At 67.8% G+C, this 16023-nt stretch carries 15 protein-coding genes and 1 tRNA gene; 7 read left to right on the top strand and 9 right to left on the bottom strand.

Annotation, left to right across the window (positions count from 1 at the left end):
- Nucleotides 1-97 precede the first annotated feature (97 nt).
- Nucleotides 98-1198 carry a glycerophosphodiester phosphodiesterase gene (locus ABU113_RS00180; RefSeq protein WP_454557444.1) on the bottom strand — a complete coding sequence of 367 codons (1101 nt, stop codon included), beginning with the start codon at nt 1196-1198 and terminating at the stop codon, nt 98-100.
- A 348-nt stretch (nt 1199-1546) separates the two neighbouring features.
- Between ABU113_RS00180 and ABU113_RS00185 the strand changes: the two genes are divergently transcribed.
- Nucleotides 1547-2068 carry a DUF1993 domain-containing protein gene (locus ABU113_RS00185; RefSeq protein ID WP_454557445.1) on the top strand — a complete coding sequence of 174 codons (522 nt, stop codon included), beginning with the start codon at nt 1547-1549 and terminating at the stop codon, nt 2066-2068.
- A 67-nt stretch (nt 2069-2135) separates the two neighbouring features.
- On the opposite strand, the gene ABU113_RS00190 is transcribed toward ABU113_RS00185, so the two are convergent.
- From ABU113_RS00190 to ABU113_RS00215, 6 genes are all read right to left on the bottom strand, one after another.
- Nucleotides 2136-2918 carry an SDR family NAD(P)-dependent oxidoreductase gene (locus tag ABU113_RS00190; protein ID WP_454557446.1) on the bottom strand — a complete coding sequence of 261 codons (783 nt, stop codon included), beginning with the start codon at nt 2916-2918 and terminating at the stop codon, nt 2136-2138.
- Between the two features lie 175 nt (nt 2919-3093).
- The gene (locus ABU113_RS00195) at nt 3094-4101 is read right to left on the bottom strand and encodes a ribonucleotide-diphosphate reductase subunit beta (RefSeq protein WP_454557447.1); all 1008 of its coding nucleotides are present in this window, start codon (nt 4099-4101) and stop codon (nt 3094-3096) included.
- Nucleotides 4102-4239: 138 nt separating this feature from the next.
- Nucleotides 4240-6099, bottom strand: coding sequence for a ribonucleoside-diphosphate reductase subunit alpha (locus tag ABU113_RS00200; RefSeq protein ID WP_454557448.1), 1860 nt, complete (start codon nt 6097-6099; stop codon nt 4240-4242).
- Nucleotides 6100-6765: 666 nt separating this feature from the next.
- Nucleotides 6766-8106, bottom strand: a complete 1341-nt coding sequence (locus ABU113_RS00205; RefSeq protein ID WP_454557449.1) for an amidohydrolase — start codon at nt 8104-8106, stop codon at nt 6766-6768.
- A gap of 79 nt (nt 8107-8185) precedes the next feature.
- Entirely contained in the window at nt 8186-8995 is an 810-nt protein-coding gene (locus ABU113_RS00210) for an arylamine N-acetyltransferase family protein (protein WP_454557450.1), read from the bottom strand.
- Nucleotides 8996-9028: 33 nt separating this feature from the next.
- A complete protein-coding gene (locus ABU113_RS00215) occupies nt 9029-9820 on the bottom strand; it encodes an enoyl-CoA hydratase/isomerase family protein (protein WP_454557451.1) in 792 nt (263 codons plus the stop codon).
- A 210-nt stretch (nt 9821-10030) separates the two neighbouring features.
- Here ABU113_RS00215 and uvrB point away from each other — a divergent pair, with 210 nt between their 5' ends.
- Nucleotides 10031-12214, top strand: coding sequence for an excinuclease ABC subunit UvrB (gene uvrB / locus ABU113_RS00220; protein WP_454557452.1), 2184 nt, complete (start codon nt 10031-10033; stop codon nt 12212-12214).
- A 23-nt stretch (nt 12215-12237) separates the two neighbouring features.
- Here uvrB and ABU113_RS00225 read toward each other — a convergent pair whose 3' ends face one another.
- Entirely contained in the window at nt 12238-12600 is a 363-nt protein-coding gene (locus tag ABU113_RS00225) for a VOC family protein (protein ID WP_454557453.1), read from the bottom strand.
- A 233-nt stretch (nt 12601-12833) separates the two neighbouring features.
- Here ABU113_RS00225 and ABU113_RS00230 point away from each other — a divergent pair, with 233 nt between their 5' ends.
- From ABU113_RS00230 to ABU113_RS00250, 5 genes are all read left to right on the top strand, one after another.
- A complete protein-coding gene (locus ABU113_RS00230) occupies nt 12834-13211 on the top strand; it encodes a VOC family protein (protein WP_454557454.1) in 378 nt (125 codons plus the stop codon).
- Between the two features lie 132 nt (nt 13212-13343).
- Nucleotides 13344-13913: a hypothetical protein gene (locus ABU113_RS00235; protein ID WP_454557455.1), complete on the top strand. Its 570-nt coding sequence runs from the start codon at nt 13344-13346 to the stop codon at nt 13911-13913.
- Nucleotides 13910-14365 carry a YaiI/YqxD family protein gene (locus ABU113_RS00240; RefSeq protein WP_454557456.1) on the top strand — a complete coding sequence of 152 codons (456 nt, stop codon included), beginning with the start codon at nt 13910-13912 and terminating at the stop codon, nt 14363-14365. The genes ABU113_RS00235 and ABU113_RS00240 overlap by 4 nt, the downstream gene beginning before the upstream one ends.
- A 22-nt stretch (nt 14366-14387) precedes the next feature.
- Entirely contained in the window at nt 14388-15296 is a 909-nt protein-coding gene (locus ABU113_RS00245) for a peptidylprolyl isomerase (RefSeq protein WP_454557457.1), read from the top strand.
- Nucleotides 15297-15325: 29 nt separating this feature from the next.
- Nucleotides 15326-15727, top strand: coding sequence for a nuclear transport factor 2 family protein (locus ABU113_RS00250; protein ID WP_454557458.1), 402 nt, complete (start codon nt 15326-15328; stop codon nt 15725-15727).
- Nucleotides 15728-15776: 49 nt separating this feature from the next.
- Here ABU113_RS00250 and ABU113_RS00255 read toward each other — a convergent pair.
- Nucleotides 15777-15850 (bottom strand) — tRNA-Gln (locus ABU113_RS00255).
- Between the last annotated feature and the right edge of the window lie 173 nt (nt 15851-16023).

The following is a 16023-nucleotide window of genomic DNA, read 5'->3' on the forward strand; positions in this document are numbered from 1 at the left end:
CTCGCCCGTCCTCAGATGGACGGGTCGATGGCCGGTACCGCCGCGGTTCAACGGCATTCTGATCGTGCCAAAGCCCGCCAGCGGCTACTGTGGCTGCTCAGCGGCCGCGTGCGGCGGGTTTGCCGGGCCTGCCGGCCTTGACCGGATGAGTGCCCTTCAGCGCGTTGATGTCATGACGCAGGCGCGCCATCACTTCGGGATGGTCGGTGAGCACGCCGTTGACCCCGAGCTGGACGAGTTGGTCGAGATCCTCGTAAGGGTCGGCGATGGCGGAGACCCACACCGGCAGGCCAAGATCATGCACCCGCTGCACCAGGCAGGACCGCGAGCCGGCATCGCGGCGCAGCCCGGCGAGCACGGCGCGCCGGCGCTGGGCCAGATTGTCCTGGCAGGCGGGGGTTTGCAGCTCGTCGTAGATCCAGGCCGACGGCGCCATGGTCTCCGGCGCGGCGGCGGTGGCGCCACTGCCGGGAGCGGGCACCACGGTGGCGGTGGTGGACCACAGCCGGATGATGTCGGCGCCGGCGGCCGCGAAGGCCTCGATCTCCGCCGGCGAGGAGACGAAGGCCAGGGTGCGGATGTTGGGATTGAGCCGACGCAACTCCCGCAGGTCGTCGAGGCTGCGTACGCCGGCGATGACGTCCAGCTCGGCGCCGTGGGCCTCGGTCAGCCGGACGATGCGGGCCTTGTCCAGCGTGTCGCCGCGCTTGATGTCCAGCAGCAGCTTGACGCCGGTGCCGGCCACCAGCTTCAGCACCTCGCCATAGGTGGGGATGCGTTCGCCGGCGAACCGCGGGCTGAACGTGCCGCCGGCATCCAGTTGCCTGACCTGGGCCAGCGTCAGGGTGCTGACGTTGCCGGTGCCGTTGGTGGTGCGGTCGACGGTGGCGTCATGCAGCACGACCACCTCGCCGTCGGCGGTGCCGCGCAGGTCGAGCTCGATGGCGTCGACGCCCAGCGCGATCGCCTGGCGGTAGGCCGCCAGTGTGTTCTCCGGTCGCCCGGCGGACAGGCCGCGGTGGGCCACCAGCGCCACCTGCCAGTCGGGATAGGCGGCGGCGTCTCCGGACAACGCATTCGCCGCGGCGGGGCATGGCGCGGTGGTGAGCGCGACGAGCAGCGCCAGCGCCAGCAGACCCGCGCGCCTCCGGCCGTCCTGCGCTTGCGCCCGCCAAGGCACATCTGCTCCCCATGTCACATCCGCTCCCGTTGTCACAGCCTGCCTCCCGCGACTGACGCCACCCAGCCGGGCCAACGGCGGCCCGAACGCCAGTCTAGGGCAAGGCGGCACCCCGCGCAGGCGGCATTCCCGACAACTCAGTGTTGCACGCTGACGCGACCACCTGTCGCCAAGGCGTCATGTTCGCGCGCGGCGCCGCGGACCCGGTGGGCCGCGCTGGCGGCCTTGCCCCGTGCGGCGTCTCACCCTGTGATGCCGGATGGCGAATGCGGGGGACGCCGCGCCCGGCGTGGTGCCGGCCGGGGTTTGAGGCGGGCGGGGAACGCGCTATCCAGTGTGTGTCATCGATCAATCATGAGAGTCGTCATGGGCATTTCCCTGCATACCGCCATTGTTCCGTCGTTCATCCAGATGCTGGGCGCGCTGTCCGGCCTGCTCGACAAGGCGGAGGCCTTCGCCGCCGACAAGGGCGTGCCGGCCGACGAGCTGATCCAGGCCCGGCTGATCGATGACATGCTGCCGTTCGCCTATCAGGTGAAGTCGGCCGTGGTGCATTCGCTGGGCGCCATCGAGGGTGTGCGCCAGGGGCTGTTCGCGCCCGACATGACGCCGCCGCCGGCGACCTTCGCGGCGCTCAGGCAGCGGGTGCAGGACGGTCGCGATGCGTTGGCGGCGCTCGACCCGGCGGAACTCGACGGATATGTCGGCCGCGACATGCGCTTCGAGATCGGCGAATTCCGCCTCGACTTCACCGCCGAGAACTTCCTGCTCGGTTTCTCGCAGCCCAACTTCTACTTCCACGTCACCACCGCCTACGACATCCTGCGCATGAAGGGCGTGCCCATCGGCAAGCTCGACTTCATGGGCGCGATGCCGGTCCGGCGGTAGCACCAGGGAAGGTCGGCCGGCCGGGGACGCGGGCGCCTCCCCGGGGGCTGGCCAGGACCGGACCGGCCTAGAAGGCGTAATAGCCACCGTCGATGATGAAGGTGTCGGCGGTGTGATAGGCGCTGGCGTCGCTCATCAGGTAGATGGCGATGCCGGCGAAATCGGCGCCGGTGCCCCAGCGGCGCATGGGAATACGCGGCATGACGCCGGCGATGAACTTGTCGTTGGTCAGCGCCGCGTCGGTCAACGGTGTTTCGATCCAGCCCGGCAGCAGCGCGTGCGCGGTGATGCCGTGGCGGGCATATTCCACCGCCAGTGCCTTGATCATCGACACCATGGCGCCCTTGGTTGCCGCGTAGTGCTCGCCGCGCGCCTGACCGGACACCGCGGCCAGACTGGCGGTGCCGATCAGCCGGCCGCCGGGGTCTCCGGCCGCGGCGCGGGCCTTCATGTGGCGGGCGGCGGCGCGAAAGGTATAGAAGGCGCCGTTGAGGTTGACGTTGAGGATGTGCTGCCAGTCGGCGGTCTCGATCGTCTCGAACGGCACGCCGCGATGACCGGTGGCGGCGTTGGCGAAACAGCCGTCGACCCGGCCCATCACGTCCAGGGATTCGGCGAAGGCGCGCTCCACCGCCGCCTCGTCGCCAACATCGCACAACAGGCCATGCACGCGGGTGCCATGTACGGCGAGGGCCGCCAGTGCGGCCTCGTTCTTGGCGGGGTTGGTGCCCCAGATGCAGATGTCGGCGCCGGCCTGGGCCAGGCCCGTCGCCATGCCGAGGCCGATGCCCGAGTTGCCGCCGGTGATGAGGGCGACCTTGCCCGTCAGGTTGAAGGGTGGAAAAGCCATCGCAATGCTCCGTCGAGGATAGAGGGCAGTAAAGCCCTCAGCGTCCCGGAGCGCCGGCGCGGACGCAAGCCCCGCCGATGGGGGGGGGATGGCTGGATGACGGAATGACGGCGGGTGCGCGCCGACCCGAGGGGGGCGTTACCGCCACGCCCTCGCCATCGCGCGCAGACGCTGGTTACTCCGCCGCGACGGCGACCTGGGCCTTGGCGGTCTGGCGCTTGTCGAAGGCGTCCCACACCTCGTTCCAGTTGCCGCGCGTCGCCGCCTTGGAATATTCGGTGGCGCGGGTCTCGAAGAAGTTGGCGTGCTCGACGCCGTTCAACAGCGGCTGCAGCCACGGCAGCGGGTGTTCGTCGATCATGTAGATCGGCTTCATGCCTAGCTGCTTCAGCCGCCAGTCGGCGATGTAGCGGACATAGCGCTTGATGTCGCGCGGGGTCATCCCCGGCACCGGCCCCATCTCGAAGGCGAGGTCGATGAAGGCGTCCTCCAGCCGCACCACGGTGTGGCAGCAGTCGGCGATGTCGTCCTTCACCGCCTGGGTGAGACAGCCGGTCTCGGCGCAGAAGGTGTGGAACAGCTTGATGATGCCGTCGCAGTGCAGGCTTTCGTCGCGTACCGACCAACTGACGATCTGCCCCATGCCCTTCATCTTGTTGAAGCGCGGGAAGTTCATCAGCATGGCGAAGCTGGCGAACAGCTGCAGGCCCTCGGTGAAGCCGCCGAACATGGCCAGCGTGCGGGCGATGTCGGCATCGTTGTCGACGCCGAACTTGCCCATATAGTCGTGCTTGGCCTTCATCTCCTCATATTTGAGGAACGCCGCATACTCGGTCTCGGGCATGCCGATGGTGTCGAGCAGGTGGCTGTAGGCGGCGATGTGGATGGTCTCCATGTTGGAGAAGGAGGCCAGCATCATCTTGATTTCGGTCGGCTTGAACACCCGGCCGTATTTCTCGTGGTAGCAGTCCTGCACCTCGACGTCGGCCTGGGTGAAGAAGCGGAAGATCTGCGTCAGCAGGTTGCGCTCATGGTCGGTGAGCTTCTGCGCCCAGTCGCGGCAGTCCTCGCCCAGCGGCACCTCTTCCGGCATCCAGTGGACCTGCTGCTGGCGCTTCCAGAAGTCGAAGGCCCAGGGATATTCGAACGGCTTGTAGCTCTTGGAGGCTTGCTGCAGCGGCATGGCACCCACCCTTGTGGTCTGGGGTTATGATCTTGGGGTTCTGGTCGCGAGGGCCGGAATCCGGCGACTCGTCTGTTCTCTCTTTGTATCAGTTTTCGCCACGTCCGGGGAGTCCCCGTGGCGCGTCGGGCGCCCGGCCTACTGGCAGGCCAGGCACTCGTCGTAGTTCTTCACCTCCACCTCAAGCGCCGGACGGTCGAGGGTATTGTCGGCTTCCACGCCACCGGCGAAGGCGGCGCGCTGGATCGACTTGGAGCGGCAGTAGTAGAGCGACTTCACGCCCATCTCCCACGCCCGGTAGTGCAGCATCAGCAGGTCCCATTTCTCGATGTCGGCAGGCAGGAACAGGTTGAGGCTGGTGGCCTGGCAGATATAGGGCGTGCGGTCGGCCGCCAGTTCGAGCAGCCAGCGCTGGTCGATCTCGAAGGCGGTACGGAACACCGCCTTCTCGTCCGGCGTCAGGAAATCGAGGTGCTGGATCGAGCCTTCGTTCTCAAGGATCGAGTTCCACACCGCGTCCGAGTTCTTCGCCTTCTCGATCAGCAGTTTTTCCAGATAGGGGTTCTTCACCACGAAGGAGCCGGACAGCGTCTTGTGGGTGTAGATGTTGGCCGGCACCGGCTCGATGCAGGCCGAGGTGCCGCCGGTGATGATCGAGATCGAGGCCGTCGGCGCGATGGCCAGCTTGTGCGAGAAGCGCTCCATGGCGCCGGTCTCGGCGGCGTCGGGGCAGGGGCCGCGTTCCATCGCCAGCATCATCGAGGCGGCGTCGACGCGCTCCTTGATGTGGCGGAACATCTTGAGGTTCCACGACTTGGCCATGGCGCTCTCGAACGGGATGCCGCGCGCCTGCAGGAAGCTGTGCAGGCCCATGACGCCCAGACCCACCGACCGCTCGCGGCTGGCGGCGTATTTGGCGCGCGCCATCGAGTCCGGCGCGCGGTCAATGAAGTCCTGCAGCACGTTGTCGAGGCAGCGCATCACGTCCTCGATGAAGCGCTCGTCCTTCGACCATTCGTCCCAGGTCTCGAAGTTGAGCGACGACAGGCAGCATACCGCGGTGCGGGGGTTGTCGAGGTGGTCGCGGCCGGTGGCCAGCGTGATTTCGGAGCACAGGTTCGAGGTCGTCACCTTCAGGCCGAGTTCCCGCTGGTGGGCGGCCATCGTCCGGTTCACCGTGTCGATGTAGATGATGTAAGGCTCGCCGGTGGCCAGCCGGGTCTCGACGATCTTCTGGAACAGCGCGCGGGCATCCACCTCGCCGCGCTTCTCGCCGTTCTTCGGGCTGACGAGGTCGAAGCTGGTGCCGTCGCGCACCGCTTCCATGAACTTGTCGGTGATCAGCACGCCATGGTGCAGGTTGAGCGCCTTGCGGTTGAAGTCGCCCGACGGCTTGCGGACCTCAAGGAACTCCTCGATTTCCGGGTGGCTGACGTCGAGATAGACCGCCGCCGAGCCGCGCCGCAGCGAACCCTGCGAGATGGCCAGCGTCAGGCTGTCCATCACCCGCACGAACGGGATGATGCCGCTGGTCTTGCCGTTGAGGCCGACCGGCTCGCCGATGCCGCGCACATTGCCCCAGTAGGTGCCGATGCCGCCGCCGCGCGAGGCGAGCCAGACATTCTCGTTCCAGGTCGCGACGATGCCGTCCAGGCTGTCGTCGACCGAGTTCAGGTAGCAGGAAATCGGCAGGCCGCGGCCGGTGCCGCCGTTCGACAGCACCGGCGTCGCCGGCATGAACCACAGCTTCGAGATATAGTCATAGAGACGCTGGGCGTGCTCGGCGTTGTCGGCATAGGCGGTGGCGACGCGGGCAAACAGGTCCTGATAGGATTCGCCCGGCAGCAGGTAGCGGTCCTTCAGCGTCTCCTTGCCGAAGTCTGTCAGCAGGTCGTCGCGGCTGCGGTCGATCTGGACCGAAAAGCGCCACGGCGCCACACTGGTCGAGCCGTTGTCGCTGACGTCGGTCTGACTGCTGCTGCCGCTCGAAAAATCCATGGATACTGCCTCCTGACGCCCGCGTCCGCCTGATACACCGACGCCTGATGCGCCGATGTGTTGCCCCGTGCCGTGCCGGTGTCGAGGTAACCATGTTAGGGGATTTGGGACGAGGGGTCCCGGCCTGAATCAGGCCATCCCCGATATCCTCGTTATCCACAGCCCCCACGGCCACGACCCCCTAGCACTTGGGGTTGGCCTTAACTCAAACGCAAGATTTGGTAATGCGCAAGACAGATTTTGCGCTTGACAGAAAATTGCCCGACGGGCGGCATCGCGGCTTGTCCGGGTTGGACGTTCGCCAGTGCCCGCACTGGAATTATTGAGAAATTCAAGCAGGTTAATGCTAAATTTTGATGTCAGTCGACAACTTGAGTCAGGAGGGGAAGGCGCGCCCGGACCAGCAGTGCCGCGGGCGGAGGCGCGAATCGTTCCGCCCGGACACCAAGGCTCCGGATCAAGATATGGTGTGCGCCAATGCCTGCAGGGCAACCAGCCCGCTACCCAGGCCAAGCACCAGCGCGATGAGGAAATTGCGTACCATCATGGATCATCCCCCTCTCGCTTGAACGGTGCGCGGACCATAGACGACAATCATGACAGTCCATTGGCGAAAAGCGACATTCTGTGCCGCCCGCGCGTTTTCCCGTGGCTGGGCCGGGTCGGTTACGGCCTGGCCAGCAGTTCCAGCGTCGCCACGGTCATGGCCTCGACCCCGGTGGTCACCGAGGGCTGGGGCGCGATCCGGAACAGCGGAGAATGGTGCGAGGGCACCGGCGGGCCGCCCTTGCCGGCGGCGGTGATCTCGGCCTCGGGCGTGCCGCCCACCGAGAAATACAGTGACTTGACCGCCGGGTCGGCGCCGAAATAGGCGAAGTCCTCCGCCCCCATGCCCTGGCGCGGCTGGCGGGCAAGGCGGGTGGCGCCGAAATGATCGCTGAAGCGCTGGTGCATGCGGCGGGCCAGCGAGTCGTCGTTGATGGTCGCCGGCGTCGATTCGGTCGACACCGTGACGGTGGGCAGCTTGTCTTCCGGCAGGCCGGCCATGCGGCCGGCGTTCTCGGCGATGCGCCTGATGCCGGCGAGCAGGGTCTGGCGCACCTTCTCCGAGTCGGCGCGTACGGTGATCTGCAGGTCGGCGCGGTCGGAAATGATGTTGTGCTTCAGGCCGCTATGAAAGGCGCCGACAGTCACGACGCCCGGCTCCAGCGGCGAAATCTCGCGGCTGACCAGCGTTTGCAGCGCCACCACGATCTGCGAGCCCAGCACCACGGGGTCGCGACCCATGTGCGGCGAGGCGCCATGGGCGCCAATGCCATGGACGGTGATGTCGACACTGTCCGACGACGAGGCGATCAGGCCCGGTTCCACCAGCAGCTGGCCGGCCGGCAGCCCGGCGGTGACATGGAACGCCAGCGCGTAATCGGGCTTGGGAAAGCGGGCGTAGAGCCCGTCGTCGAGCATCTTGCGGGCGCCGCCAATGCGTTCCTCGGCCGGCTGGGCCACCAGCACGACGGTACCCGCCCACTGGTCGCGCCGGTCCATCAGCTGCTTGGCGGTGCCCACCAGCGCGGTGATGTGCACATCGTGGCCGCAGGCATGCATCACCGGCATGTCGAGGCCGTTGATGTCGACCTGGCGGGCGGTGGACGCATAGGGCAGGCCGGACTGCTCGACCACCGGCAGGCCGTCCATGTCGGCGCGCAGCAGCACGGTGGGGCCGCTGCCGTTGCGGATGACGCCGACGACGCCGGTGCCGCCGACACCCTCGGTGACCTGGACACCCAGCGCCTTCAGCTCCCTGGCGATGCGGGCGGCGGTCCTGACCTCGCGGTAGGAGAGTTCGGGGTTCTGGTGGAAGTGGACGAACAGCGCGCCCAGATGGCTGTCATAGTGCCGGCTGATCGCCGTGGCGAGCGCGGGATCGCCCGCCCGCGCGGGCGGGCCAAAGCCGGTGGACAGGACAGTGGCCAGCGCCAGCGCGCTGGTGGTGAGAAAACAACGCATGGATGAGCCCCCGACCCCTGGTGTGCGACATGTTGTGATCACGTCACTGTCACCCGGGACACCCGAAGTTGTAAAGACCTCAGGCGCTGACCGGGCAGGGCGCCTTGAGGGTGTGATAGGGCACATCGAGATCGATGCCGAACCGGGTGCGCAACACGTCCAGATAGGTCGCGTCATCCGCCAGCGTCTCGGTGGTGTCGATACCGCCGGCGCGGGTGGTGAGCTGATGGTCGAGCAGGGTCAGACGGCCGTCGGCGGTGAAGCGGGCCGCGAGCCGGCGCTGGGTGAACAGCGAGTCCGGCGCGGTGGCGGTATAATGGTTGCCCAGCTCGAAGTCGGCCGGCCAGCAGCGTTCCAGCGTGAAGCTGTAGAGCCCCAGCCAACCGTCGTCGCGCCCCGTCTCCAGCATGAAGCCATGGTCGGCGTCCTCGCGCAGGCGGAAGCGGCCGTCGGGCTGATCGTCGACGCGCCCGGTCTCCAGCGGCATCGGCAACCGGAAGCCGGGGCCGCCGAAGCCGATGTCGAAGATCCACGGCCGGCCGCCCAGCTCCACCAGGCAGAGCTTGTGGGTGCGCGGATGCGGGCCGCCCGGCGCCAGCCAGACGCGGGCCAGCAGCGGCCGGGCCTCGACCTCCAGCGCCGCCAGCAGTCGCAGGAACAGGCCGTTGAGTTCGAAGCAGTAGCCGCCGCGCCGGCGCGCCACCACCTTGTCGTAGACCGCTTCGGGGTCGAGGCTGATGCCCTGGCCGAGGTGGATGTCGAAGTTCTCGAACGGTACCGCCATCATGTGCGCCGCGTGCAGGTCGGCCAGGCCGTCAGGCGTGGTGGCCGGTGCCGTTGTCAGGCCAAGGCGGGCGAGGTAGGCGTCGCGCTGGGCGGGGGTGAGCATGGGGGTTCCTTTTGCGGTATGAAGCTGGTGGGGTCAGCGGCCTTTGAAGACAGGCGGGCGCTTTTCCATGAACGCCTGCATGCCTTCCCGCATGTCCGCGCTGGCCAGCAGCGGCAGCAGTTGCAGGAAGACATGGTCGACATGCTCGACGAACGGCTCGGCCAGACCGGCGCGCATCATCCGCCGCGCCGCCTGCACCGCGAGCGGCGCGTTGGCGGCGATCTCGGCGGCCATCGCCTGGCCGGCGGCCAGCGCCGCCTCCGCATCGGCATGGACCTCGGTTACCAGCCGCAGGTCGAGTGCCTCTTCGGCGCTGAGGGTGCGGCCGGTGAAGATCAGCTGGGCCGCCCGGTCCCAGCCGAGCAGGCGTGGCAGATACCAGGTGCCGCCGGATTCAGGCAGCACGCCGCGCTTGACGTAGGAGGCGGCGAGCTTGGCGTCGCGTGCGGCGACGCGGATGTCGCAGCCCAGCGCCAGATCGAGGCCATAGCCGGCGGCCGCGCCGTTGACGACGGCGATGGTCGGCTTGTCGAGGTTGAACAGCACGGTGGGCGGGGTGTTGCGCAGATCGAGCTTGGGCGGCAGCGCCGCGCCACCGCCCAGTGTCTGGTTGGGGTCGCGCGACAGGTCCAGCCCGGCGCAGAAGGCGCGCCCCGAGCCGGTGAGCAGGATCACCCGCACCGAGTCGTCGGCGTTGGCGGCCAGCAGCGCCGCCGACAGCGCGTCGAGCATGGCCCCGGAAATGGTGTTCATCCGCTCCGGCCGGTTCAGCGTGATGGTCGCCACATGGTCGGCGACGGCATAGAGAATGTCCTGGTCACTCATGGTGTCGATCCTGCCCCCGGTTTGAATATCGTTATGGATAATCGTGTTGAACGGTCGTCACCGTGACGCTGCCGCGCGGGGTTGTAAAGGTGGCGGGGCGCTGCCCGCCGCGACCGGGCCACGGCACGGCGTGCGGGACGCAAGGCGGCGCGGGTCGCCGAACAAAATGGCAACTTGGCGCGGCGGGCGCGGCGCGCCATAGTGGCCGGCATGAGCAGCCCCGTCATCCGCACCACCCTGGCCGACATCGCTATGCCGCTGGCCTTCACGCCGCACAAGGTGGTGCGGCCGCCGAAGTCGGAAGGCGGCAAGCCCTTCGTGATGAAGGCCGACTATGAGCCGGCGGGCGACCAGCCGCAGGCGATCGCCGAACTGGTGAAACAGGTGCGCAACGGCGAGCGCGACCAGGTGCTGCTGGGCGTCACCGGCTCGGGCAAGACCTTCACCATGGCCAAGGTGATCGAGGCGACGCAGCGCCCGGCCATCATCATCGCCCACAACAAGACGCTGGCCGCCCAGCTCTACGGCGAGTTCAAGGGCTTCTTCCCCGACAACGCGGTGGAGTATTTCGTCAGCTACTACGACTACTACCAGCCGGAAGCCTATGTGCCGCGCACCGACCTCTACATCGAGAAGGAGAGTTCGGTGAACGAGCAGATCGACCGGATGCGCCACGCCGCCACCCGGGCGCTCTTGGAACGCGACGACGTCATCATCGTCGCCTCGGTGTCCTGCCTCTACGGTATCGGCTCGGTCGAGACCTATTCGGCGATGACGCTGACCGTGCGCAAGGGCGAGACCATCGACAGCCGCGAGCTGATCCGCAAGCTGGTGGCCCAGCAGTACAAGCGCAACGACCAGGCGTTCACCCGCGGCACCTTCCGCGTGCGCGGCGACACTGTCGAGATTTTCCCCGCCCACTATGAGGACGCCGCCTGGCGCATCAGCTTCTTCGGCGACGAGGTGGAGGAGATCGTCGAGTTCGATCCGCTGACCGGGCGCAAGAACGCCAGCCTGGACGCCATCAAGGTCTATGCGAACTCGCACTATGTGACGCCGGGGCCGACGATGCAGCAGGCGATCCAGGCCATCAAGCTGGAGCTGGCCGAGCGGCTGAAGGAGCTGAAAGCCGCCAACATGCTGCTGGAGGCGCAGCGGCTGGAGCAGCGCACCACCTTTGATCTGGAAATGATCGCCGCCACCGGCGCCTGCGCCGGCATCGAGAATTATTCCCGCTTCCTCACCGGCCGGCTGCCCGGCGAGCCGCCGCCGACGCTGTTTGAATATCTGCCCGACAACGCCCTGCTGTTCGTCGATGAAAGCCACGTCACCGTGCCGCAGATCGGCGGCATGGAGCGCGGCGACAAGCGGCGCAAGGTGACGCTGGCGGAATATGGCTTCCGCCTGCCGTCGTGCATCGACAACCGGCCGCTCAAGTTCGAGGAGTGGGACGCCATGCGGCCGCAGACCCTGTTCGTCTCGGCGACGCCGGGGCCGTGGGAAATGGAACAGACCGGCGGCGTGTTCGTCGAGCAGGTGATCCGCCCCACCGGCCTGATCGACCCGCCGTGCGAGATCCGCCCGGTCGAGCATCAGGTCGACGATCTGATCGCCGAGGCCAGGGCGACCGTCGGCCAGGGCTATCGGGTGCTGGTGACGGTGCTGACCAAGCGCATGGCCGAGGACCTGACGGAATATCTCCACGAGGCCGGGCTGAAGGTGCGCTACATGCACGCCGACGTCGAGACGCTGGAACGCATCGAGATCATCCGCGACCTGAGATTAGGCGTGTTCGACGTGCTGGTGGGCATCAACCTGCTGCGCGAGGGCCTCGACATTCCCGAGTGCGGCCTTGTCGCCATTCTCGACGCCGACAAGGAGGGCTTCCTGCGCTCCGAGACATCGCTGGTGCAGACCATCGGGCGCGCCGCGCGCAACGCCGACGGGCGGGTGATCCTGTATGCCGACAAGATGACCGGCTCGATGGACCGCGCGCTGAAGGAGACGGAGCGTCGCCGCGTCAAGCAGATGGCCTACAACGAGGCGCACGGCATCACGCCGACCACGGTGAAGAAGCAGATCGCCGATGTGCTGAAGGACGCCAGCCAGGGCGACTATGTGACGGTCGACCTCGACAGCGAGGAGACCGAGCATCTGGTCGGCCACAATCTCAAGGCCTACATCGCCGAGCTGGAGGAGCGGATGAAAACCGCCGCCGCCGATCTGGAGTTCGAGGAAGCCGCCCGCCTGCGCGACGAAATCCGCCGGCTGGAGAACGCCGAACTCGGCCTGCCGGAAGCGATGCACACAGCGCCGGTCAAGGGCCACTCCGGCGGCGGCAAGCCCGGCACCCGCACCAGCCGCTACGGCAAGGTGCGCAAGCGGCGGGGCTAGAGCCGGCGTTCTGGCCGACTGGTTCAGCCGGGGAAGTTCAGCTCGATGACCACCCCGTTGGGGTCGGTGAGAAACAGTTGCTGGAAGTCGCCGATCCGGTTGTGCCGGTGGGGAATGCCAAGCGATGTCAGCCACGATCGCATCGCCTCGACGTCATGGGCGATGAACGCCACATGGTCGATCGGGCCGGTAGGGCCGGCGTGGCGCGGATCGTCGGTCGCCATCAGGTGAATGACCGGGGTGTCGCCGAGATAAAGCCAGTGGCCATGCACGCCCACCGCCGGGCGCGGGCCGACGCGCAGGCCCAGGGCCTCGACATACCAGTCGGCGGTGGCGTCCACCGCCGGCGTGGCGATGTTCACATGGTCGAAGCGGTGCAGCGCCATCGGTCAGCCTCCCGTCCCCTCAGGGGTTCATGCCACTGTAGCAACGCGCGGCCATTTTCGCGCATGGCCAAAAGAACAGGCGCTGGCAGCGCGCCGCCGTCGGTCTCGTGCGGGAAACAGTCCGTCCCCCCTGTCGCGGGTGCTTGACGGGATGGTGGGCGTGCGGCGACTGTCCGCGCCTCGGGCCTGTATCGGCATCGGTGCAGTGCAACCAGACAAGAGGGAGTTATCGCATGATCGGTTATGTCACGGTGGGTACCAACAACATCGACAAGGCAGCGGCCTTCTACGACAAGGTGCTGGGTGCGCTGGGCGCCAAGCGGGCCTGGGAGATGGACCGTCTGATCACCTGGGCGAGCGCGCCCAACACGCCGATGATGGCGGTGTGCAAGCCCTATGACGGTCAGCCGGCGACGGTGGGCAATGGCGTGATGGTTTCGCTGATGGCCGGCTCGCCGGACGGGGTGAAGGCGGTCTATGATGCCGCGCTGGCCGCTGGTGGCACCGACGAGGGCGCGCCGGGACCGCGTGGCGACTCCGGCTTCCACGGTGCCTATTTCCGCGATCTCGACGGCAACAAGATCTGCGCCTTCTGTTTCGCCAAGGCGTGAGCCAAGAGCTGATTCCGCCGGGTGGCCGCGCTGTGATCAACCGGTGCGGCCACCATCAGGCCGGCGCCCGATGGCGGGTTGCCTGTTGGCGGGTTGCTTGACGGCATGTGGCGGGCTGGGCGATGGTCGGTCATGACCGCCGCCAATATCGAGATCAGCGTCGCCACGCTGGAGCAGTTGTTCGACACGCTCGACCCGCTGCCGTTTCGCGAGAAGGATCTCGACCACCGCGCCGAGGACTTTATCGTCGGCTGGGCGCGGGAGTTGCCGCGCGACACGCCGCTTGCCATTGTCATCCACGTGCCGCCGGCCGAGATCGAGCGGCCGCTGGCGGCGTCAATCACGCCGGCGTTTGCCCATTTCTTCACCTATCGCGCCGAGGTGGTGGGGCAGGAGCTGCGCGAGCTGCTGCGGGTGGGGCGCGCGGCCCTGCTCATCGGTGTCGTCGCGCTGGTCGCCTGTGTCGGGCTGGCGCATCTGGCGGCGCAGACGATGGCGGCATCGGCGCTGCGCGAGATTGTCGTCGAGAGCCTGCTGATTCTCGGCTGGGTCGCCAACTGGCGACCGCTGGAGATTTTCCTCTACGACTGGTGGCCGCTGGTGCGCCGACGCAATCTCTATCGCCGCCTCGCCGGCGCGCGGGTGGCGCTGCTGCCCAGCGATGCTCAAGGCGATGGCCACGGCGGCGGGCGCCCGTCATGAGCGGTCCGGCTCTCTATGTCGATGCCGATGCCTGCCCGGTGAAGGCGGAGGTGCTGCGGGTGGCCGAGCGCCACCAGCTGCGGGTGCACATGGTCTCCAACAGCGGGGTGCGCCAGGCGCTGCATCCGCTGGTCAATTCGGTGGTGGTCTCCGGCAGCTTCGACGCCGCCGACGACTGGATCGCCGCCGAAGCCGGCGATGGCGACATCGTCATCACCGCCGACATCCACCTGGCCTCGCGCTGTCTCGACATGGGGGCGGCGGTGCTGGGGCCGACCGGCAAGCCGTTCACCAAGGCCAATATCGGCATGGCGCTGTCGATGCGCGACCTGATGGCCGATCTGCGCGCCATGGGCACGGTGAGCGGTCACAATCCGAGTTTCAGCAAGCAGGACCGCTCGGCCTTCCTGCAGGCGCTGGAGCGCGCGGTGCAACAGGCAAGGCGGCGCTGACAGCGGCAGGGCAGGAGGGATCATGAACGGGAGGACGCGACGGGCGGGGTTGCTGTTGATGCTGCTGGCGGTGTCGGCCATGCCGGGTCCGGCGCGGGCCGAGACCATGGCCGAGGTGCTGGCGGCCAGCGCGGCGGCCGACTGGCGGCCGCTCGACCCGGACCGCACGCTGGTGATGACCCTGCCGGCCGGCCTGGTGGTGATCGAGCTGGCGCCGGCGTTCGCCCCCAACCATGTCGCCAATATCAAGGCGCTGGTGCGCGAGGGCTATTTCGACGGTCTGGCGGTGACCCGGGTGCAGGATGGTTTCGTCGTCCAGTGGGGCGACCCCGGCGCGCTGAAGTCGCCGCCGCGGCCACGGCCGATCCGCACCGCCCGGGCGACGCTGCCCGCCGAGTTCGAGCGCCCGGCGGCGGGCCTCGCGTTCACGCCGCTGCCCGACCGCGACACCTATGCGCCGCAGACGGGTTTCGTCGATGCGCTGCCGGCGGCGCGCGATCCGGCCACCGGTGTCGCCTGGGCGGTGCATTGCTACGGCAGCGTCGGGGTGGGGCGCGACCTCGACGCCGACTCCGGCGGCGGCGGCGAGCTGTATGCCGTCATCGGCCACGCGCCGCGCCAGCTTGATCGCAACATCACCGTGGTTGGCCGGGTGGTCGCGGGCATGGACAGGCTCGCCAGCCTGCCGCGCGGCACCGGTCCGCTGGGCTTTTATGAGCAGGACAGCCAGCTGGTGCCGATCACCCGCGTCCGGCTGATGGCGGACCTGCCGCCCGCCGAGCGGCCCCGGCTTGAGGTGCTGCGCACCGATACCGCGATCTTCACCCGTCTGGTGGAAAGCCGGCGCAACCGGCGGGATGATTTCTACAAGCGCCCGGCCGGCGCCATCGACGTCTGCAACGTGCCGCTGCCGGTGCGGCCGCTTCCCTGATTGTGATCCCCCCCCCTGAGGAGCTCTCCGTGACCGATGTGCCCGCCACTGCCGACACCGCCCTGCTCGCCGACCTTGCCGCCGTGCGCGCGGTGGTCGCCACCTACGCCGAGGCCACCCGCGCCGGCGACATCGCCGCGCTCAAGCGCGTGTTCGCGCCCGAGGCGCTGATGAGCGGCCATATGGGGGATGCCGCCATGGTCGGCGGGCCGGAGCCGTTCTACGCCTTCATGGCCGACTATCGACCGACGGAGGCCCAGCGCGCCGCCTACGGCTGGGAGATCACCCATCTGGCGGTGGCGGGGCGCGCGGCGGCGGCGACGCTGGTGGAGACCAACCTCGCCGGACTGTCGTTCACCGACTATTTCCATCTGCTCAAGCGCGACGGCGTCTGGCGGATCATCGCCAAGACATTCGAACCGGGTCTGTAGGGAGCGGGCCGAGGCCGCGCCGCCGTGTGCGGCGGGCGACTGGCCGCGATGGTTGCCCCGCATGGATTCGAACCACGATTAACGGAGTCAGAGTCCGCTGTCTTGCCGTTAGACGACGGGGCAACGTCGCGTCAGGCGGCGGTCAATAGGTCAACCAAACGCCGTCTGTCAATGGTATCGCGCATGGAAAACTGCATCGGCGACCGCTTGTCGGGGCGGGGCAGGGTTGTTACCTTGGTGGCAAGTGGCCGTCGTCCCGGATGGAGACGGCAAGCGTAACGATAAAAACAAGGCGA

It is taken from the genome of Parapedomonas caeni (assembly GCF_041060555.1).
Taxonomy (GTDB): domain Bacteria; phylum Pseudomonadota; class Alphaproteobacteria; order Sphingomonadales; family Sphingomonadaceae; genus CAUJIW01.